Annotated in this window: 18 protein-coding genes; 12 read left to right on the top strand and 6 right to left on the bottom strand. The window is 45.7% G+C overall.

Features of this window, described 5'->3' with window-relative positions:
* Window positions 1-34 precede the first annotated feature (34 nt).
* The 4 genes from ACZ5NL_RS05860 to ACZ5NL_RS05845 all read right to left on the bottom strand — a co-directional run bounded on the left by ACZ5NL_RS05860 (window position 35) and on the right by ACZ5NL_RS05845 (window position 2,159).
* A complete protein-coding gene (locus ACZ5NL_RS05860) occupies window positions 35-235 on the bottom strand; it encodes a hypothetical protein (protein ID WP_464841302.1) in 201 nt (66 codons plus the stop codon).
* On the bottom strand, window positions 225-821 hold the full coding sequence (locus tag ACZ5NL_RS05855; protein WP_464841300.1) for a hypothetical protein: 597 nt from the start codon (window positions 819-821) through the stop codon (window positions 225-227). The genes ACZ5NL_RS05860 and ACZ5NL_RS05855 overlap by 11 nt, the downstream gene beginning before the upstream one ends.
* 343 nt (window positions 822-1,164) lie before the next feature.
* Entirely contained in the window at window positions 1,165-1,407 is a 243-nt protein-coding gene (locus ACZ5NL_RS05850; RefSeq protein ID WP_464841299.1) for a hypothetical protein, read from the bottom strand.
* Entirely contained in the window at window positions 1,398-2,159 is a 762-nt protein-coding gene (locus ACZ5NL_RS05845; protein ID WP_464841297.1) for a DUF7982 domain-containing protein, read from the bottom strand. Before ACZ5NL_RS05845 ends, ACZ5NL_RS05850 begins: the two co-directional genes overlap by 10 nt.
* Before the next feature lie 69 nt (window positions 2,160-2,228).
* On the opposite strand from ACZ5NL_RS05845, the gene ACZ5NL_RS05840 reads away from it, so the two are divergent.
* The 12 genes from ACZ5NL_RS05840 to ACZ5NL_RS05785 all read left to right on the top strand — a co-directional run bounded on the left by ACZ5NL_RS05840 (window position 2,229) and on the right by ACZ5NL_RS05785 (window position 16,614).
* Window positions 2,229-4,073: an Ig-like domain-containing protein gene (locus ACZ5NL_RS05840; protein ID WP_464841296.1), complete on the top strand. Its 1,845-nt coding sequence runs from the start codon at window positions 2,229-2,231 to the stop codon at window positions 4,071-4,073.
* On the top strand, window positions 4,070-5,080 hold the full coding sequence (locus tag ACZ5NL_RS05835; RefSeq protein ID WP_464841294.1) for a DUF4350 domain-containing protein: 1,011 nt from the start codon (window positions 4,070-4,072) through the stop codon (window positions 5,078-5,080). The genes ACZ5NL_RS05840 and ACZ5NL_RS05835 overlap by 4 nt, the downstream gene beginning before the upstream one ends.
* Window position 5,081: 1 nt before the next feature.
* Window positions 5,082-6,011, top strand: coding sequence for an AAA family ATPase (locus ACZ5NL_RS05830; protein ID WP_464841292.1), 930 nt, complete (start codon window positions 5,082-5,084; stop codon window positions 6,009-6,011).
* Window positions 6,008-7,297, top strand: a complete 1,290-nt coding sequence (locus ACZ5NL_RS05825; RefSeq protein ID WP_464841290.1) for a DUF58 domain-containing protein — start codon at window positions 6,008-6,010, stop codon at window positions 7,295-7,297. The genes ACZ5NL_RS05830 and ACZ5NL_RS05825 overlap by 4 nt, the downstream gene beginning before the upstream one ends.
* The gene (locus ACZ5NL_RS05820) at window positions 7,294-7,743 is read left to right on the top strand and encodes a hypothetical protein (RefSeq protein WP_464841288.1); all 450 of its coding nucleotides are present in this window, start codon (window positions 7,294-7,296) and stop codon (window positions 7,741-7,743) included. The genes ACZ5NL_RS05825 and ACZ5NL_RS05820 overlap by 4 nt, the downstream gene beginning before the upstream one ends.
* A 114-nt stretch (window positions 7,744-7,857) precedes the next feature.
* Window positions 7,858-10,110 (top strand): oligosaccharyl transferase, STT3 subunit, encoded by a 2,253-nt coding sequence (locus ACZ5NL_RS05815; protein WP_464843343.1) that lies wholly within the window; start codon window positions 7,858-7,860, stop codon window positions 10,108-10,110.
* A 66-nt stretch (window positions 10,111-10,176) separates the two neighbouring features.
* Window positions 10,177-10,413 carry a hypothetical protein gene (locus tag ACZ5NL_RS05810; RefSeq protein ID WP_464841287.1) on the top strand — a complete coding sequence of 79 codons (237 nt, stop codon included), beginning with the start codon at window positions 10,177-10,179 and terminating at the stop codon, window positions 10,411-10,413.
* Window positions 10,400-11,320, top strand: a complete 921-nt coding sequence (aglJ, locus tag ACZ5NL_RS05805; RefSeq protein WP_464841285.1) for an S-layer glycoprotein N-glycosyltransferase AglJ — start codon at window positions 10,400-10,402, stop codon at window positions 11,318-11,320. Before ACZ5NL_RS05810 ends, aglJ begins: the two co-directional genes overlap by 14 nt.
* Window positions 11,317-12,573 carry a nucleotide sugar dehydrogenase gene (locus ACZ5NL_RS05800; RefSeq protein WP_464841283.1) on the top strand — a complete coding sequence of 419 codons (1,257 nt, stop codon included), beginning with the start codon at window positions 11,317-11,319 and terminating at the stop codon, window positions 12,571-12,573. Before aglJ ends, ACZ5NL_RS05800 begins: the two co-directional genes overlap by 4 nt.
* Window positions 12,554-13,585, top strand: coding sequence for a DUF354 domain-containing protein (locus ACZ5NL_RS05795; RefSeq protein ID WP_464841281.1), 1,032 nt, complete (start codon window positions 12,554-12,556; stop codon window positions 13,583-13,585). Before ACZ5NL_RS05800 ends, ACZ5NL_RS05795 begins: the two co-directional genes overlap by 20 nt.
* A gap of 1 nt (window position 13,586) precedes the next feature.
* Window positions 13,587-14,894, top strand: a complete 1,308-nt coding sequence (locus ACZ5NL_RS05790; protein WP_464841280.1) for a glycosyltransferase family 4 protein — start codon at window positions 13,587-13,589, stop codon at window positions 14,892-14,894.
* Window positions 14,872-16,614, top strand: coding sequence for a hypothetical protein (locus ACZ5NL_RS05785; RefSeq protein WP_464841278.1), 1,743 nt, complete (start codon window positions 14,872-14,874; stop codon window positions 16,612-16,614). The genes ACZ5NL_RS05790 and ACZ5NL_RS05785 overlap by 23 nt, the downstream gene beginning before the upstream one ends.
* 122 nt (window positions 16,615-16,736) lie before the next feature.
* Here the strand turns inward: ACZ5NL_RS05785 and ACZ5NL_RS05780 are convergent, their stop codons facing one another.
* On the bottom strand, window positions 16,737-18,077 hold the full coding sequence (locus ACZ5NL_RS05780; RefSeq protein WP_464841277.1) for a lipopolysaccharide biosynthesis protein: 1,341 nt from the start codon (window positions 18,075-18,077) through the stop codon (window positions 16,737-16,739).
* A gap of 220 nt (window positions 18,078-18,297) precedes the next feature.
* Complete coding sequence (locus tag ACZ5NL_RS05775; RefSeq protein WP_464841276.1) at window positions 18,298-19,824, bottom strand: flippase; 1,527 nt, start codon at window positions 19,822-19,824, stop codon at window positions 18,298-18,300.
* Between the last annotated feature and the right edge of the window lie 154 nt (window positions 19,825-19,978).

Genomic DNA, 19,978 nt, shown 5'->3' with positions numbered 1-19,978 from the left:
GGATATTCTTTGCTTTTTAGGAATAGAAAGCCAACTAATTTCTAGCCTTTTTGACTCGTTCTTTAATTTTCAAATATTTCTTCTTTGACAGAGGGAAGTTCTTTGCATTTTCTAAGAGAGCGTTAATAAATTCAGCCTGCTGGGCGCTCCACACTTCGTTTGGTGTTTTCTTGAGCCACTCAACGTAAAGTTTTATGAATTTTATTCGATCCTCCATGTCTCTCCTAGAACTCAAAATCAGCCACCCCAAGCTGTTCTTTCCAGTATTGAAGCTTTTCGTTGTTGATGTGTTCTTTAAAAAGCTCGTACAAAAACACTGCATCTTCTATATCTTTATCACTGCCAAGATAGAGCTTATAAGCTATCTGCAACTCTATAGGTGAAATAAAAATCTTTCTTTCATCAACGACGACCTCAACTCTGTCCTTCAGAGCCTCCAAATGGAACCTATCCTTTGGGGGCTTTATTTCAGCATTTGGAAAAATAGTCCCTTTTTCACACACTCTAATTGCTTGTTTTTCGCTTAGCATTTCAAAGAGCTCAATGGGGTCATCTGAGTTTATGAATTCAAAGCCGCTTTTCACAAAATCATTAAACATTTCGTTAAACTTATCAAGAGAAATCTGTGAAATCACAATGTCTATGTCTTCTGTACCTCGAGAGCGTCCAAATAGAATTGAGACGTAACCACTCACTATTACGTATTCGGTGTATTTTTCTAAGATTGAGGTAACTTTAAAGACGAATTCATCAAGTTTATTAATTCGCTTGTTGGCGAGGATTATTCTTTTCTCTTCAAACGTTATCTCCACTTTTTTCACCAATGAAGATAGTTTTTAGACTCTTAAATAGATTGCGCACTGACTTCCTACCCGCCCTAAAGGGTTAGGGTTCCATCGAATTAACCCCCTCGCTAATGCCGGCTTTTTGAAACTACAAGATTAAAAAGGCAAATCGATTTATTATGCTAAGGCACATGGTACAGTACACATAATGTACCGTGTACTCTGTACCATGCTATGCATTGAGTACATTCTGTCTGTTAATTATTATGCTGACCTTCCGAATCATCGTGGCAAGAAACGTGCATGAAGTCTTAAAATGATTAAAAAATCAGTAAAACTAATGTGTTTTTGTATATCAAACGTCCTGAAGGGAGGAGCTTTAACCACTCAAAATCTCGTAAACCTTCTTCATGACTATTATGGCGAAGATAACCAGCAAGAGCTCCACGAGGGGCTTCAGGTTCTCCTTCTGCTCCCTGCTGAGGAAGAGGTTACCGACTTCAAGGGTTATGAGGAGGCCTATAAGGGTCAGCGTGAGAAATACGTCGACGCTTTTTACAGCCAGAGCAGAGATAAGAATCCATAAGGAGAGAAAAAGCAATATGTAGTCCTCTACATCCATTTCTCAATGCCCCCAAGCTTTTTAGCTTTTATCTCTATGCCGTAGTCTTTTATAGAAAACTCCTCGCTCTCTATGACCTCTCCGGTCGCTTTTGCCAAGGCCAGAAGGATGGAGGAGCACACGGGGCATGCGGTCTGGTTACAGCCCTCCACGTTTTTCCTGCATACCTCCATGTTTGTCGGCTTTACAACTATCCTAAACCCTCCTCCCTCTTCCTCATCTATAACCACTCCTCTGGCGAGATCGAATGCCCTTAAAACCGATGAGGCAACGCTTTCAACCGCTTTGTGGCCGTTACCATCGAGTGGAGCCTCGAAGTGCTCCTCAAACTTTTTGACCAGATCTGCTCCTGTTGGTCTTATCCGAAGGCCCATCTGTCTTTCATTGGCCACGTTGGTGAGGAAGACCGTCTCCTCATCCATTCTCCCGAGGTCGAGGTCGAACTCTCTATGGAGTGGGATGAACGTCCCTCCCTCCGGCATGTTCTCATAGGGTGGTATGTATAAAGCGTTCCCCTCAAGGCCCAGATCCTTTACCATATCCCGGAGCATTTCAGCATAGGGAAAAACCAGGTTATCAAGGGCCTCTCTCCTTATGTATTCCCTTGATTTAAACGTTAGTATTATAAATCCCAAGAAAAGGCCCGCAAATCCGAGGTTAATCGAACTCTGGCTGGAATTTATCGCCCCGTAGATAAGCAGAGAAACCCCAATGCCACCCAGAGAAGCGCTTGCTATCTTCTCCACTTCCATAATTTTCCCCCAATCATTTGAAACCATTAACTTTAAAATGTTTATCATTATCTTTTGAATTTGAGGAAAATGAAGAGGAGTATTGTTCTAATCATTCTCATACTTTTGGCCTTCAGTAGCTTTGGATTAGCCATGGAAAGGCATTTTGAATATGAGAAGGCCTATGAGAACGACAAGGGGATCTACATCTACTTCAGGGTTATTCTCCTCTATTCAGAAATGACTCTTGACAAGATAATCGCGGAGGACAACCAGAGCCTCTATTATGCCAATAATGTTGAAACAAAGCTTAACATAACCAGGGAGGAGATAGAATTCTACAGGTCGTTTGGAATAAGGGCAAAGGTTGAAGATTATCTACCCACCTTCCTTGATCTCGGGAGGGGGATTAAGAAGATAGCCCTCGGCCAAAACCTCTTTCTGGAAAACATAGAGAAAGTCAGAGAGACTGGTGATTATCAGGCCTACATCAACGCAAGCTTAGGTCTGGAAACGATGGGCGAGGGAATTTCCAAAGCCGAGGGGGCACTCAATAATATCGAGAATTTTGAGTTCGTTGACGAGGACAACAGCACCTTAAGGCTTGACACCTCATCCCTCAGGGAAAAGCTGGAGAAGATCAAGGAGATGTATTCCGGTTATGAGAGGGTTTTGAGCACCTATACAGTTTTGCCTCCTGATTCCTTCCTTCTATACGCCTCCAACCTTAACCCCTTTGTCCAAGAAAACGTCACCTTTTACGGTTATGCACCCAACTTCACCATCGTCAACCTCCACATTGGAAACCTGACAGTTGTCCTTAATGTTAAGAACGATCGATTTTCCTTTGTCTATTCCTTCGATAGGATTGGTAACTACGAGGTCTTTGCAACCGGCATTAGGAACGGGAGCTTTGAGAAGTCCAACACTTTAAACATAAGCGTTTTGAGGATCCCCACACGGATAATCCTCTCCTCAGGTGAGAGTGCGTACATCAACCAGAGCGTGAATGTAAGGGGTGTTTTGCTGGACTACTATGGAAACGCATTGGGCGGGGAAGAGCTTTTCGTTGAGTATGATCAGGGAAAGTTCAGGGTTTCAACCCTCGAGAACGGGGCTTTTTCCTTCAACGTTACCGCCCGTGAAAGCGGGAAAAAACTTCTGAACGTCAGCTATGCCGGGAGTGATGTCTATGCTGGAAGTTCGGCCTTTCTGAGCCTTACCTTCCTTAAGTATCCCGTTAGAATAGAGATAAAGACCGATAAAGAGAGCTTCAAGGTTGGGGAGGAGGTTAAGATACGCGGAACCGTTAGCGGGGTCAGAAGGGAGATTCCGGTTATAGTTTACGTCGATGGCAAACCCCACACAGAAGTTCATACAATGGGGGACTTTGAGGTTGACGTTGTCTTCAACGAAACCGGGGAACATAAGATCTATGCCCTCTTTCCGGGCGATGAGTACTATGAGAGGGCCATATCAAATACGATAACCCTTAAAATCGTAAGCTTTTCCCTTTTTGAGACCTTCCTGATCATTCTCATCGTAGCCCTCCTATTCGGGATAGCGTTCTTAGGTTACAGGCTCTACAGGAGGGGCCATAGAGGGATGAGTGATGAGGAGTTCGTAGCCCTCCTGAAGGCAATGGAGGAGGCTAAAAAGGACAAAGACGTTAGAAAGTTCAGGTCCCTGAGGGAGATGTACAGGGAGATTTACCACAAGCTCATCAGGCACTACGGCCTAAAGACCAGCTTAACGCCAAGGGAGCTCGTGAGCAGGTTGAAGGGGGAGAGCTTCGCCTACCATCTGGAAAAGATCACCACCATTTACGAGAGGCACTTCTATGGAAAGAAAATCCTCAGGAGAAGCGAAGTCTTGGAGTACCTCAGACATGTAGCCGGTTTCATAGTGTCTTTCATAGTGGGGGAGGAGCTATGAGGAGGGCGGTTTATGCGATAATGATTGCATTCGGGATTTTCATCCTCGTGATGCCACTGAGCGTTCCGGTATTCTACACCAGTGCGGATTTTAGCCTTTTCAATACCGGATGGAACGGGGCTTCCAGCTTCGGAAAATTGCTCTATGAAGAAACAGACGTCATGCCCGTGATAACCTCCTTCAACTCCTTCGGCATCGGTGAGAGGAAGGGCACTCTTTTAATTCTCGGGCCTGATCTGGGGTATTCTTCCGCTGAAATCGAGGAGGTAAAGAGATTTTTAGATAACGGGGGAACCCTCGTTCTTATAGACGACTTTGGAACCGGAAACGATATTTTGAAAGGCCTGAACGTAACGGCCCGGTTTAGCGATCTTCAACCTCTGGATGTGTTCTACTCGAAGAACTACAACTTCCCGGAGCTCGTCAGGATAACCGATCCTCAGCTTGGCGTTGGGGTAGATAAGCTGATCCTCAACGTACCTTCCGTGATAGTGGGAGCGGAGGGCTCGATATACACGAGCAAAGTGGCCATTCTGGGAAACAATCCACGGCAACTCCCGGTGATGAGCGAGCTCAGCTATGGCAACGGGAAGATAATCCTCTTCTCGGATCCGAGCGTTTTCATAAACGACATGTTCGATAGGAACGAACCGTTCATAAGGAACTTCGCAGGGTACATAAAATCTGATGTGGTTTACGTTGATGAGGCCCATCACTCGAACTTCAACCCCTACGCCATGGGAACCGTCGTGATAAGAAGGAGCTTTGACAGGATGAAGGCCTTCTATGTGATACTGGGGGTGGCCGTTTTAGCCATAATCGTTGAGAGTGGCCTTGCTCTGGAGGGGGTGAACAGATTTTTGAATCTCCTGCTGGGCAAGATTCTTAAGGAAGAAGGGAAAAGTCTGGATGAGGTTGTAGAAGAGCTGAAAAAAGAGGGTTATGATGAAAAAATCCTCAGGAAAATCATAAAAGAGATGAAAACCGGTAAAAAACTGGGTGGTTAAAATGAACGGTAAAGAGTTCCTTGAAAAGCTTAAAGCTGAAATTCACAACGCCGTTGTTGGAAAGGACGAGGTTATAGAGCTTTTAGCAGTTGCACTTCTGGCCAGAGGGCATGTGATTCTGGAAGGTATACCCGGGGTCGCTAAGACCACCATAGCGAAGAGCTTTGCACAGGCTATTGGGCTCGAATTCTCAAGGATCCAGCTTACTCCGGACCTTCTTCCGGCGGATATAGTTGGAACGGTCTACTACGATCAAAGAACTGGCCAGTTCAGGATAAAGAAGGGCCCAATATTCGCCAACGTCGTTCTGGCGGATGAGATCAACAGGGCCCAGCCGAAAACCCAGAGTGCTTTGCTCGAGGCCATGCAGGAAGGGCAGGTGACGATCGAGGGCAGAACGCTTCCGCTACCAGAGCCTTTCCTCGTTATAGCAACCAAAAATCCCCTTGAGTTCGAGGGGGTTTACAATTTACCGGAGGTACAGGTAGACAGGTTCATGATGAACATAAAGGTCGGCTATCCGGACAGGGATGAGGAGCTCACCATGTTGCTCAGGAAGGATAAGGGGGAGTTTAGAGACGTGAAGCAGATCTTCACCCCTAACCAGATAGTGGCCATGATAGCACAGGTGAGGAAGGTTAAGACGAGCGAGGAGGTTTTGAGCTACCTCTACGAGATAATCACAAGAACCAGGAAGGATGAGAGGCTTCTCGTTGGAGCGTCCCCAAGGGCGGCCGAACATCTCCTTTACGCTGCCAAGGCCCTCGCCTTTATGAAGGGCAGGGATTACACCCTACCGGACGATGTGAAGGAGATGGCCGTGAGCGTTCTATCGCACAGGCTTTTGATCAGGGCGGAGTACGAGCTTGAGGGGCTCAAGAGCGAGGACGTTGTAAGGGAGATCCTCGATGAGGTAGAGGTGCCGGTATGAAAAGGGAGGACCTTCTCTGGACGCTTTCCGGGGTGAGCTTCGCCCATGGCTACCTTGCCTCGAACGTTTTCAGCGCCCTTTTTGGCCTGGGCCTTGTATTATACATTTTAAACGCAAGGAAGTTCGAGCCAAAGCTGGAAGTTAAGGTGGACTTTCCGGAGTCTGCCGAGGAGGGAAAACGGACGAAGGCAGTTGTGAAGGTTAAGAATCACGGGAACGATGTGAAGATTAAATTTAAGTGCTCCAATCCGGCCATTAAGGTAGAAAATGACGGAAAGCTGATTCTGAAGGCCGGCGAGGAGAGGTTAATCGAGCTAAGCTTAACACCCAGAAAGAGGGGGGATCACGAGGTTTCCCTTGGGCTGGAGGTTTACGACCCCAACGAGCTCTACTTTGAGGAGATCCACCTTGGAAGGAAAAAGCTCAGCGTGGTGCCTTCAGTGGACTCCATAAGGGAAGCGGCAAAGGAGGATTACAACATAAAATTGGGTGAGATCTACAGGAAGAGCATCTTTCTGGGAATGGAAACGATAGAGCTCGAGGGCCTGAGGGAGTACCTGCCCGGGGATGACTTCAGAAGGATAGACTGGAAGGCAACGTCCCGCATCGGGGAGCTCATAGTTAGGGTTTTCATGAAGGAGTGGGAGGGGAACGTCTACCTTGTTCTGGACTCAACGAGAGAGATGCGCAAGGGGCTGAGGAAGGCCAAGATAGATTATGCCTCAACCTTGGTCCTTCATCTCGCCACCATGCTTTTGAAGAAGAACTACAGGGTGGGGCTCATCGTATACACCGAGAACAACGTCAGGATCGTGAGGCCCTCAAAGGGCAGGGAACAGCTGAACAGGATAAGAAACGCGGTGAAGTTTAAACCTGAAAGGGGACTTAAGAGCCTGAAGGGTGACCTGGGCATAGAGTTCACCGGGAAGGGAAGGAGGTTCATGGAGAAGATCTTCCCGGGGAAAAGAAGGGGACCAGGCGAGGCCCTCCTCGGTATCAAGGAACCCTCCTATCTCATACTCATAACGGATCTGATGGGGCACACCTCACTCCTCTACCGTTTGACCTTAATGCTGAGGAAGAAGCACAGGATGATTATACTCTCCCCGAATCCGGTGCTCTTCTACGATGGAGAGCTCGATAAGGAAACCCTTAGGATCCTTTATAGAAGGTACCTCGAGAGAGAGGAAACCGTTAAGAAGTTCAACGCCATCGTGCCCACGATAGATCTGGGACCGGGTGACTATTTGAGGGAGATCATGAAGGAGCTGGAGATGGGAAGATGATATGGGGGATAATAGCGATAATAGCCGGCCTAATATTGAGGGCAAAGGCCGTCGTTTTGATACCCTTCGTCTATCTGCTGGCCCGGAAGGATAAGGACCTCGGGCTTATTGCCTACTTCTTCTATGCCGTTGCCCTGATAGGTGAGGTAACCGTTTCGGACCTTCTCTCGCTCGGGGCATTGAAAGCGTTTCTACTGGGTGCCTTTCCAGCGCTTATGGTTCTGAGGGAGATTTTGACCGAGGGCTCCGGGGGACTACAAGTTAAACAGCCCGATCCGAAGTTGCTCTCCTTCGTGGTGGTCCTCCTGAGTTTGGGGGCCTTTTTGAAGGTTGAGTACAGCTACCTCTATCCCGCAGAAAATCAGGTGGCCATTATGACCGGACTTACGTTGCTTTTTGTTCTATTGATGCTGAGAGACGTCAGAAAGGTGAACATGTTTAAGTGAAAAGGACCCCTATTGATATAATAAAAGCTTAAATTGTTCAAAGGACACAAAGTATGAGTAAAGGGGGTATACAGGGTGGAAAAACTAAAGCTGGAGAGTATATTCAGGCCCAAAATGGCCCTTCCCTTGATAACGACAATCGCCCTTATCTTCAGGCTGATTCCTCTGAGGTTCAAGTATATGCTCGGCTATGATCCCTACTTTCACCTCGCTTACATCGAAGAAGCGTTGAAAGCGGGCGAGTGGTTCAACTTCCTGACGATAGCCGGCGGTCCGCGGGGTTTTCAGGTGCACAACTTCCACCCCCTCGGCCTCTGGATGACTCCGGCTTACGTTTACAAACTTTTAAGCATCTTCGGGGTTTCCCTCTACGATGCCTTCAGAATAACTCCGGTGATTTTCGGCGTTCTAACGGTGATCTTCTTCTACCTCGCCCTTCTGAAGCTCTACGATGAAAAGAGGGCCTTTTTTGCCTCCCTTTTCCTCGCGGTCAGCTTTGGGCACGTCTTCAGGTCGATGGCCAACTATTACAGGGGAGACAACTACATGCTCTTCCTCTATTCACTGGCCCTGCTCGGAACGGCCCTGGCCCTAAAAACCCGTCGCAGCAGGAGATACAGAAAGCTGGCCTTCTACCTCGTCCCGGCCCTCGCGAGCGGTTTCGCTTCGATCTTCTGGCAGGCTTACTATCCGATATTCATCTTTCTCCTTGCGAATTCGCTCTTCCTAGCGGTCGGGGCCTTCCTTCTGAAGAAAGATAAGTATATGCTCGATTCCCTATGTTTAGCACTATCGACGGCCCTTGGGGCGCTGATGGCCAACTACCTCGCCGGAAGCTTCGGCTACGGGATGCTCGGTTACAACCGGTGGCTCGGTAAAAAGGTTGCAGAAAAGCTTTCCCTCGAGTTTGGACTTATAAAGGACGTCTATCTTCTGGTTCACCTGAAGTACCTCCTCCCGCTTGGCTTAGCCTTTATAGTCCTGCTCCTGATCCTCGGAAGGTTCGTCAAAAGCGGGAAGGTCAGACTCGGAATCCTCTCCGTTTTAGCCCTTCTCGGAGTTTTAATAATCTTCGCAAGGTTTGAAGCTCTAAAGGATCTCTCCACGGCTTTCGGGATATTTAGAGAGGCCCCGATCCAGGAGACCCGGCCTTCAGGCTTTTCCGACCTCTGGGGGGCCTTTTCGATAGGTTTATTCTTGGCTCCCCTCTTCTTCCTGAGGTTTACCCCCCGGAAGGTTAAAGTTTACGATTTCCTCCTCCTCGGCCTCATAATCCCAAGCATTTACATGATAAAAACATGGACGAGGTTCCTATTCATAGGTTCGATGGGAATTGCTTTAATGACCGGTATCGGACTGATGGAGCTTTATGAACTCCCGAAGTTGGAAGGGAGGAAGGGGATGGTGTTAACGCTTGTACTCCTCGTTCTCCTACCCATTACCGATGCTTCCCTCGGGTTCCAGAGGGCCTGGGAGGAGAGGCCTTACATGAACGGGGCATGGGAAAACGCTCTGACATGGCTCGGGAATAACTCCAAAGGGAACGACATAGTCATGGCCTGGTGGGATTACGGCCACTGGGTGACCTACTACTCCAGAAGAAGCCCGGTAGCCCAGGGGAGCCCGAATAGGGGTGTTGCCAGTTATTACCTCGGCAAGCTCGACGAAAACTGGGCTGAGGGGCTTGGGGTGGACTACGTCATCGTCTCCCACTACGATTTCCTCAAGTTCGGGTTCATAGTTGGGACCGCAAATGTAAAAGGGGATTACGGCATGGTCGTGCTTCCGCTCCTTTCATCCTCCGGGGCATTCGTATTCCAGAAGGAGGGTTACAGTATCGTGGCGAAGCCCGGTGAAACGTGGGAGGTCCTGATAAACGTCAACGGGCAGACCTTAGCTCCGGTGGAGGCCTATCTCGAGTACGGGGGAAAGGTTGAGAGGCTCAACACGGGGCCTTCGAAGTTTGATGCCTACGTCTACATGAACCTCAACTACGGGTACGCGGTTCTCATGAACGGGGAAGCCTTCAACACAACCCTTGCGAGGCTTTTCATAAAACCCGAGGAACCCTATGAGCTCGCCTACTCGGACGGAGGGATCGTTAAGATACTCAGGCTCAGGCATCCTAACGTTATAGTTAAAAAGACCGGGGAGACGGTTTTCCTCGAGTTCGAGAACGCAACCGGGACCGGGCTGGGGATATGGGGCTACCTTGACAACGGAACGCTGGTCTTCAAAAAATGGTACCCCGTTAAAGGCCTCGAAGAGTTCGAGCTGCCGGACAACATGAACGGGAGCGTCGTGGTTCGCTATGCATACGTTCAGGGGAAGAAGGTCCTTGACAGGGGAATCTTCAGAATGCCCTGAGTCTTGCGATCCATTGACTCTTCACCTGAAGCCATTGGTTACATGAAAGTGAGCCGGTGAGAAGGTATGGAACGGGTTATGTCCGTGAAACACCAAACATCTTTGAAAGTCCATCCGGAAAATTTGAGGAAAAATTTTATAACAGAATCGATTAAAAATGGCAACAGCATATATGGAGATAATGGAGGTGGAACCACGGTGGAGAAGAGCAACGTTCTGATACTCATCCCGGCCTACAACGAGGGGTTGACCATTTGTTTAGCCGCTTTAAAAGATACGGTGGGGTCCTATGCAGGAGATTGAACCATCAGACGTTACCATAATAATCCCAACCCTCAACGAGGAGGATGGCATAGGAAGGGTTATAGACACCTTTAAGGAGCTGGGATATCATAACATCCTCGTTATAGACGGAAACAGCACGGACAGGACCAGAGAAATAGCGAGAGAGAAGGGTGCAAAGGTGGTTGTACAGAGCGGCAGGGGTAAGGGGCAGGCTGTCGCCGAGGCCTTTTCCATGATCGAAAGCGATGTTGCCGTTCTGATAGACGGGGATGGAACCTACGATCCAAGGGACATAGAGAAAATGCTGGAACCAATACGGAGGGGCATAGCGGAACACGTTATAGGGAACAGGTTGCTCAATTATGAAAAAGGAGCTTTCACGCGGCTGAACCTGTTCGGGAACAGGGTACTTAACTGGCTCTTCCGCTTTCTTTACGGGGTTGAGCTCCACGATATACTCTCAGGATACCGGGCCCTCAAGAAGGAGGTCTATAAAAGCGTGAACCTTCTAAAGCCCGGGTTCGAGGTCGAGACGGAGCTGACGGTGGAAACACTGACGAACGGTTTTAGGATCGTCGAGGTTCCCATAAATTACTACAGAAGGGATGGAAACACGAAGCTAAGCCCCATCGGTGATGGTCTCGGAATAGGGCGGGCCATAATAGAACTCCTCGTCAGGTACAATCCGGCGAAGTACCTATACCTCCTTGGGATCGTTTTCATGGTTTTGGGGCTGCTTACCGGATCCTACGTTGTTTATGAGTGGTTTCACCGCATCCCCCACGACCTCCTCGCGATAGTCACCGCGATACTCGTGCTCGGTGGCGTGCAGTTCCTTGCCGTCGGCTTCGTCATGAGCTACATGTTCAAAGTGATGGTCGAGCTGAAGAAGAGTTTAAGGAAGATAAAGGAGGGGAGAGAATGAAAATTTCAGTGTTAGGGCTCGGATACATTGGTCTTCCAACTGCTTTGCTTTTTGCCTCTTCAGGACATGAGGTTATTGGTGTTGATGTGGATGAGAAAAAAGTAAACCTATTAAACCAAGGGAAACTACCCTTTCGGGAGCCCGGTCTAAAAGAACTATTTGAGAAAGGCAAATTCAGGTTCAGGGCAAGTACAAAGGTTGAGGAATCTGACGTCTTCCTAATCTCTGTTCCCACCCCATTGGATGAACATACTAAAGCGGCAGATTTGAGATACGTGAAATCCGCGGCCGAGATGATACGCCCGTATCTGAGGAGTGGAAACCTCGTAATTTTGGAATCCACGGTTCCACCCAAAACCACGGAGAGAATCCTCATCCCAATACTGGAAAAAAGTGGGTTGAAGGCTGGAGATGACTTTCATGTTGTACATTGCCCCGAGAGGGCCATTCCCGGCAAGACCATCCATGAGATGATACATAACGATAGAATAATAGGGGGCATAACCACTCGAGCGGCTAATTTGGCTAAGAAATTATACTCCTCCTTTGTTAAGGGCAACATTTACCTTACGGATGCCACCACCGCAGAGTTTGTGAAGTTAATCGAAAACACGTATCGGGATGTTAACATCGCCCTTGTTAATGAACTCGCCAAGATTGCCGAGGAATATGGAGTTAACATCTGGGAGGCCGTTGAGCTAGCTAACAAACATCCGAGGGTAAACCTCCACAAGCCGGGTCCCGGTGTTGGAGGGCATTGCATAGCCATTGACCCTTGGTTCGTCATCCAGAACACATCCAATGGAAACATGATAGCTCTTGCGAGGCATGTAAATGACACCATGCCCAACTACACCCTCCGCAAGGTTAGAGAAATGCTAAGAGAAATTAAATATCCGACGATTACCGTTCTCGGTGTTGCGTATAAGGGAAACGTTGACGACGCCCGGGAGTCTCCGGCGCTAAGGTTCATACGCTTGGCTGAAAACAGTGGATTTAAAGTTAAGGTATACGATCCATTCGTCAAAAAATTTGAATATCCCCTACTAACTCTGGGAGAAGCCGTAAGGGATAGTGATTGTATTGTCGTGATAACCGATCATGAGGTATTCAAGTTCCTCGATCCAAATGAGATAGCAAAGCTAATGAGGAGCAGATGCGTGTTCGATGCAAGGAATATTCTTGATCACGAAAAGTGGAGAAAAGCGGGATTCAGAGTTAGGGTGCTTGGAGATGGCAAAGAAAACTTATGACCTCTGGATCGACATATCGAACACTCCACAGGTCCACGTCGCTAAAGCTATCCTTAGAGGACTCGAAGGATACTCAGTCTACGTTACAGGATTTAATCGAGGCGAAACAGCGGAATTGATAAAGATTCTCAAACTGAATGGAGAGGTATTTGGGTCGGATAGATACAATCCAATTGCCAAATCTCTTTCTTTTGCCTTTCGTACCTTTCAGTTACTGTGCAAAGCCCCCCGAACAAAAGCCCTGTTGAGTTTTGAAAATGCAATGCCAATCCCCGCAGGTAAACTCAGAGGGATGAAGGTTATATTGATGCTCGACAACGATCTAAAGTTCATTGGGAAAAAGCCCCTATTTCAAAGGATAGAATCAAAGATAAAGAACCTCTCTGACCATGTGCTTGTCCCAAAGGCTGCAGAAGGGACTTTCAGGGAGCATTTTGGGGATAAGGTAATGGTTTATCCCGGGTATAAAGAACATATTTACATAGCTGACTTCCATCCTGATCGTGATTTCCTATCCCAGCTTCCATTTGAAGATTACGTCGTTCTAAGGCCTGAATCGCTGACATCACTTTACGTCTTGAAGGATAGATCTCTTGTTCCCTCCCTGTTAAAGCGGTTTGAGAGGGAAAACATTAACGTAATCTATCTTCCGAGGAACGATGAGGAAAAAAAGCTAGCAAGGGGATTTGGAAATGTTTACATTCCTCCAAGGGCATTGGATGGACTGAATTTAATATATTACTCCAATGTCACCTTAACCGGCTCTGGAACAATGGCAAGGGAAGCAGCAGTTATGGGAGTTCCGGCAGTTTCGTTCTTTCCGGGGAAAAGATTACTCGCCGTTGATAATGATTTGGTGGAGAAAGGGAAAATGTTACATTCAATTGACCCGGATACAATAGTTGAGTACGTTGTAAAAAACTGGGGCAAAAGAGACCAAGGTGAACTGGAAAAAGGAAAACGCGTCAAAGAGCTGGTTATTAAACAGATAAAAACAATAATCGGGGATTAATATGGAAAACCAAGTGATTAGGGATTCTTTGAGCTCCCTATACCATTGGGTGAAACGGGAGAAGTACTTGGGTTGGGATCCCTACGACGGCCTTAGTGGTGAGGTTTCAAAAGAAATTGCAGATAAGGGAATTCTAAAACTTCTAACGATAGCTCCGTTCTACAGATTTTTTGTTAAGGATTTTGTGGAAGCCCAGAGCAAGTATTTCGACGAGATTAACGTTCTCGTTCATCATAATTACCTCTCGGAGCTTGCTCGATACCTGCCCTTTTCCTACTTCAGGCATGTGGAAAGATTTTCAAAAAAATGGCTTGTGGATTCAACGGAAATCCCCGAAAATGTTAAAGTACACGTAATCTCTGCTCTTTATTTCGTCCCAGATGGGCAAAACCAAGGGTTAGGTGATAAACTGGCAAATCTATTTAAAAGATACATAGAGAGGAACAATATTGAGTTTGATCTTGTTCATGCTCATTTTACGTGGCCGAGCGGGTATGCTGGGGTAAAACTTGGGGAGAAGTTTAACGTTCCAGCGGTAATAACAATTCATGAAAACAGGGACTGGCTTTTAAGAGAGTATAACTCAAAAAATCGAAAAATTCATTGGACATGGGGGAATGCTGACGCGTTAATACGGGTTAACAAAAGGGATATTACTCTTTTGAAGGAGTTTAATCCAAACGTGTTTTTTGTTCCCAATGGGTTTAGTCCAGAGAGGCTCAAGACAGTTAAAAAAGAAAGTGCAAGAGAATCTTTGGGATTGCCTAAAGACAAGAAAATTCTGTTCAGCTTGGGAGCATTAATAGAACGTAAGGGTTTCAACTATTTAATCCAAGCAATGTCTGAAGTTATAAAACACAGGAAAGACGTCCTGTGCTTTATAGGTGGGAGCGGGCCTTTGAAAGGCAAACTTCAGAAGCAGATTAACGAACTTGGCTTGCAGGATCATGTCAAACTTCTCGGATTCGTTCCCGATGATGAGCTATACCTCTGGATGAATTCTGCTGACGTTTTCGTTCTTCCGAGTTTGAGTGAGAGCTTTGGCCTCGTTCAGCTGGAGGCCATGGCCGTTGGAACTCCGGTTGTTGCAACATACAATGGTGGCAGTGAGGAGATCATAACTTCTGAAGACTATGGCCTGCTCTGCCCTCCAAAGGATTCAAAATGCCTTGCAGAAAAGATTTTAACCGCCCTTGAAAGAGACTGGGACCGGGGGAAGATAATAAAATACGCGGAAAAATTCACATGGGAAAAAATTGCGAAGCAGATACTGGAGGTATATAAATATGTCTTTCATAGATATAGATAAGGAGTTATTTAAATTATCCGGGATCATTTATTTTATTTTAATGAGCTTAAGTTATATACTTTTTTGGAATAGGAACGAATTATATGTACGACCTTTGGGATTCTTTGTAATTCTGGCAATTTCTGGAGTGGTAATATCCATTCAGATACTGGGTGCCAAAAATACACTACAACAACTTCTTGTATTTAGTGAGGTAATTCTGCTTTCTCTTACATTTACTCTTACTCAACAGTTGTTATATAAAAGTCCTCTGAGTCGTGATCCATGGACTCACTGGGCATTGATAAGTCAAATACTTTATAAAGGCCATATCCCGGCTTATCAAAACATTAAAACTCCGTATGCTTACCTTCCTAATTTTCATTTGATGATATCCACCTACATTTTGGTGGGAGGGGTACCATATAAATGGGCTTCATACCTAATTATTGGATTCTCGACACTGGCACTTCTTAATATCATGGTATATCTTCTTGGTTTTATAGTTTTGGAAAAAAAAGAAATTTCTTTGATAGGGATTTTATTTTTAGCTACAGCAGACAACGTCTTAGACATGACTGGAAAAAACATTGTACCCAACTCTCTTGGAGTTGCTTTGGCACTTGTACTCTTTTATTTTATGTGGAAATATTATCCAAATCGTCCTAGGGTTACACTTTGTATATATCTAATGACATTTGGTTTAGCGTTGACGCATACGCTTAGTTATGGAATGCTTATCCAGCAGATAGCTATATTGCTCCTCCTATCCTTAATCCTTGTTCGAAGAAATGACTATAGTCTATCTGTTGCGAGGCTAATATTGGTAATGTTCATAATAGCATTGTTCACGTGGGGACTTTGGGCACATGTTTACTTTAGATCAATGATTATGTTACTTGAATCTTTGGTGAAAGGAATTGAACCTTCCAAGTATGTTGCAAAGCTTTCTATTCCTATTGAATATGTAATTTTAGCCAGATTGGGGATGATCATGTATTATTCTATTACGGGTTTCACTGCTCTTTATATTTTCTTCAACCAGCTCAAAAGAAAGAAAATTCGGAGAGAGCTAATGTTAGTCATCTTAATGGTGCTATTTTTTGGAGGTATCGGAGTCTTTGCGTTTTTAAATCCCAGATGGTCTGGAATTGCACACAGATACTGGTACTATGGAGAGGTTATCGGAAGTGTGATTTTGGGGAATATAACTTTTTACATACTAAAAAAACCCGGATATGAAAAACTTTTTGGTTCCATTCTCGTTTTTACTTTGATCTTTCTCATGTTTGGCGCTAGCATATCAAATGATGACAATCCCTTAATAAAAGAGTACTCAACAAGAACCGGGTGGCATAATTCCGAAATTACAGCCGGATTCTTTGCAATAGAAAAGACTAAAGGACCATTAGCATCAGATTGGGACTACATAATGAACCTGAATAATGTCAAGTGGATATCTGAAGCTCATCCTCCGTCAAATCCTCCTAAATATGCAGATATTGGATGGATTATAAATGCAAAATTTCCTAAAAGTTTTTCCGAGATTTTTAGCGAAAATGGGTACTCATTCATTCTCCGAAAAGAGCTGGTCAAGAACTATGCTTTCTGGCTTGGTCCCAGATGGGGGATGATCCAATATACTCCTTTGCATGAGGGGATCGGAGGGATAATAAAAACCGGGAACATTGTTAAAAATACTATCTATTCCTCAGGTAATGTGCTAATCTGGTACAGTTAATCGTCCAAGTCATAAGAGTCAACTCTATATTTTACAACCCTTAACCCTTACCTCCCGGGCCTGAACCGATTAGTAGACTTAATAAGGAATTCAACCAGCACTATTATGATTTCACTAAAATCCTAACCCAAATGCAACTCTCTCCTCAACAACAATCCAACGATTATAGAGGCTGTGGAATACGTTATCATCCATGCGTAACCGACCCCGGTTATACCGACTCTCCGGATCAGGATGTAACTCAGTGATAGAAGTGTAATGCATATGAATCCATTAACAAAGAGAATACCCCTAACGTCCATCTGCACCCTTTTTATGGCCAGATAAATATATACAATAGCAACAAACAGGCTTGAGAGGGCAAACAGCCTTAAAAGAGCAAGGGCTTGGACGTAGTTTTCACCAAAAAGATGCAGTATGAACCCACCATAAAAATAAACAAATATGACCGCAGGGATTAACAATCCAATAATCGCCATACCGGATTTGATGAAGTTCTTTCTCAAAGATTCTCCATGACTGCCCTCCACAAATAGGGAGGTGGATACAGAACCCGGGATCGTGAATATTATGCCAGCGATTGAGAAGGCAATGTAATAATAGGCCCCCTTTTCCGCTCCGAGCAAATTTAAAACCATTATCGGCAGTATCTGATTGGGCACGAAATTAAATATGTTCGCAAGGTAATTCCCCGCAGAAAATTTGGTGGAACTCCTTATGTAGTCCCTGTCTATTGAGAGACTGTAATCGATCATCCGGTTCAACAGCAGAAGTGCAACGATTAAAGCGAGGGATAGTGCAAGGCTGAAGGACCCAAATATGCCCATTGAGCCGAGGAAAGTCAGGAAGAATACGAATATGATCCTTAACCCCTGAATTGCAGTCTGAACGAAATAGAGTTCCCCCTTTCTTAATGCAATAAAGGATTGTGCCGTTAGAGAGATTGTGGAGCTTATCAGAACAGTCGTAAGGAATATGGAAGCATACAGGGGGTTTTTGAGTAAATGGAGCTTTGGAGAAAACACGTCTATCCCCACAATAAAAATCAAGCCAAAAGTTATGGCAGACACCGATGTAATTATAAAACTCGTGCCAAAGATCCTGCCTTTATCCCCGTTTGGGAAAAATCTTATTATTGAGAGATCAAAGCCAAGACGGGATAGCAGGATGATCAGGGTAAGAGACGACCATAAAGCTGTGGCAATACCCACATCTTCAACAGCATACAGCCGCGCTGCGATCGTCCAGAATACAAAGCCAAAACCAGCGTTTGTTATTGTGGATAGCATTATGAAAAAGGAGTTTTTATACAGGGGATCATTTATGTATCTTTTAACATCGGATAAAGATCTTGGGAGGAGCAATACTTTAAGCATGCGAAAAAACCAAGATATATAATCTTTTAATTGTTGTATGGATTGATTTGCGGTTTCTGACGTGTTTTCAATTCCTTCCTTCTTCAATAGTACCACCAGTTGCTATTCTCTAAACAGTATTCACGATTGTGGCCCAAATGATATGACTATCCATGCTTTTTAAGAATTGCTTTTTCTCTATGGTATATCAGAAGATTTAGAATTTGTAAAAAGGAAACTAAAATACGCTGATCCCAGCTATTACGAGAAAAGGGGGAAGATGAAAAGCTTAGAAAAGCGATTTAAAACCTCAAACTAAAAGGGAAATCTAAACAAACCTTCTCAATATTTTCTTTACCACCCCAAAATCAACTCCAGTTCTTCTCTCTATCGCCAGTAGCAGCTCGATGTCCTCCCTGTCAACGCTCCTGCTTAGCAGAACCAGAAGGAAGTAAACGACAAGAAAGCCCGCCAGAATAGGGAGGGCATAGAATATGTTTGCAACGTGCAATTTAAGCACCTTGATGATCCCGAGCAGGGCAAAGCTGATAGCCAGCAGTTTAACGTAATTCAGGCTGAAGGGATGGATTTTGGTCTTCTGATATAGCCTGAAGGATTTCAAAACGTTGACCACGAAGTAGGATACCGCAGTGGCAGTTGCGGCCCCCTCGATACCGTAAGGAGGAATTAGAACAGCGTTCAGAAGGACGTTAACCAGCGCGGAAAGGGCGTTTGAATACATATCAAAATCATTCTCCCCAACAACTATAAGACTCATCCCGTTCAGTCCGAGAAACGTGTGGAACATGAAACCCAGCGACAGGATCTGAAGTGCTACAGATGCAAAAACGTACCTCTCCCCGAAGAAGAACACTATCGTTGCCTCTGGAAATAAAAACATCAGGGCGAAAACGGGCAGGGTTAGAAGGAAGATCCACTTGGTCAGAACCTGATAAACCCTCTTCAGCTCCCCAATCTTTCCCCGAGCGTAAAGAGCTGTGGCCAGAGGAGGATAGATGAAACCGGCGGAATATAAAAACACCGGTAAGAGTCTCGCAAGGGGGGATGCCGCATTATAGAGCCCGACAACCTCCGATGTTTTGTAATAACCCAGCATGAGGGTATCCGTCCAGCTCATGATGGTCCACAGGATCCCGCTGAACATCAGGGGGATCGAAAACCTTACGAGCTTCTTTCCGAGCTTAAAATCAGGGGATGCCGGTTTGATAAGCCCGATTCTTAACGTATCGAAGGTTAGAAAAAGCAGGGTTAACCCCTGGGCCATTACGTATGTTATGAAGACGTAGTAAAATTCAAGTTTTAAGAGGACAGCAATCCCGACGAAGGAAAACCAGAGAAGGGGGTAAGCTATGTTTTGGAAGTAAACATTCTCCCTGACCCTCCCGAAGCCCCTCGAGATCGAGATTAGGATAGTTATCAGGGAAGAGAAGGGGAGGGCTAAAATCGTAATCCTGAGGGTTTTTACCAGTCTATCCTCGTGGAAGAGCACGGATATGTCCCCTGCGAGGAGGAAGATAACGAAAGCTGTAACCAGCGCAGTTATCCCCGTTATGAAGATGGCCGTTGAGATTATCCTCTCAACCTTCTCAGGTTCGCGCTCCCTGTAGAAAGCAACCTCCCTTGGAATAGCGTTTGGAAAGCCGAGCGTGGCCACGGTAAGGGCGATGCTCAGGACCGTTAACGCCAGATTGAAAACCCCGTACTCCGAGGTTGGAAAAGCCCTCGCTATTAATGTCCTGCTCAAAAAGCCGAAGAGCATCGAAATCAAAGTTCCGGCAAAGACTATTCCGGTCCCCCTTGCCATCCTGTGCAACGTTTGAGATGTCTCGGTCATGGGAGTTTCACCTTTTGACTTTGACTCATGGTTGACTCATTCGACTTTTCAATATAATTCCCGATTTAACCCACTCAAATCCCGTGTTATCCTGCCCCGAAATTCCAAGCAGGCCCTGAATGCCCACAGGCTTCACCCGATACATTGGTTGGGT

It is taken from the genome of Thermococcus aegaeus (genome assembly GCF_055393685.1).
Note: the sequence above shows the minus strand (reverse complement) of the source record. Positions and strands in the feature narration are given on the sequence as shown.

Coding starts and splice junctions, on each gene's coding strand:
- ACZ5NL_RS05850 (WP_464841299.1), bottom strand. CDS start 1,407: ATGGATGTAGAGGACTACATATTGCTTTTTCTCTCCTTATGGATTCTT.
- ACZ5NL_RS05845 (WP_464841297.1), bottom strand. CDS start 2,159: ATGGAAGTGGAGAAGATAGCAAGCGCTTCTCTGGGTGGCATTGGGGTT.
- ACZ5NL_RS05840 (WP_464841296.1), top strand. CDS start 2,229: ATGAAGAGGAGTATTGTTCTAATCATTCTCATACTTTTGGCCTTCAGT.
- ACZ5NL_RS05835 (WP_464841294.1), top strand. CDS start 4,070: ATGAGGAGGGCGGTTTATGCGATAATGATTGCATTCGGGATTTTCATC.
- ACZ5NL_RS05830 (WP_464841292.1), top strand. CDS start 5,082: ATGAACGGTAAAGAGTTCCTTGAAAAGCTTAAAGCTGAAATTCACAAC.
- ACZ5NL_RS05825 (WP_464841290.1), top strand. CDS start 6,008: ATGAAAAGGGAGGACCTTCTCTGGACGCTTTCCGGGGTGAGCTTCGCC.
- ACZ5NL_RS05820 (WP_464841288.1), top strand. CDS start 7,294: ATGATATGGGGGATAATAGCGATAATAGCCGGCCTAATATTGAGGGCA.
- ACZ5NL_RS05815 (WP_464843343.1), top strand. CDS start 7,858: ATGGCCCTTCCCTTGATAACGACAATCGCCCTTATCTTCAGGCTGATT.
- ACZ5NL_RS05810 (WP_464841287.1), top strand. CDS start 10,177: ATGGAACGGGTTATGTCCGTGAAACACCAAACATCTTTGAAAGTCCAT.
- aglJ (WP_464841285.1), top strand. CDS start 10,400: ATGCAGGAGATTGAACCATCAGACGTTACCATAATAATCCCAACCCTC.
- ACZ5NL_RS05800 (WP_464841283.1), top strand. CDS start 11,317: ATGAAAATTTCAGTGTTAGGGCTCGGATACATTGGTCTTCCAACTGCT.
- ACZ5NL_RS05795 (WP_464841281.1), top strand. CDS start 12,554: ATGGCAAAGAAAACTTATGACCTCTGGATCGACATATCGAACACTCCA.
- ACZ5NL_RS05790 (WP_464841280.1), top strand. CDS start 13,587: ATGGAAAACCAAGTGATTAGGGATTCTTTGAGCTCCCTATACCATTGG.
- ACZ5NL_RS05785 (WP_464841278.1), top strand. CDS start 14,872: ATGTCTTTCATAGATATAGATAAGGAGTTATTTAAATTATCCGGGATC.
- ACZ5NL_RS05775 (WP_464841276.1), bottom strand. CDS start 19,824: ATGACCGAGACATCTCAAACGTTGCACAGGATGGCAAGGGGGACCGGA.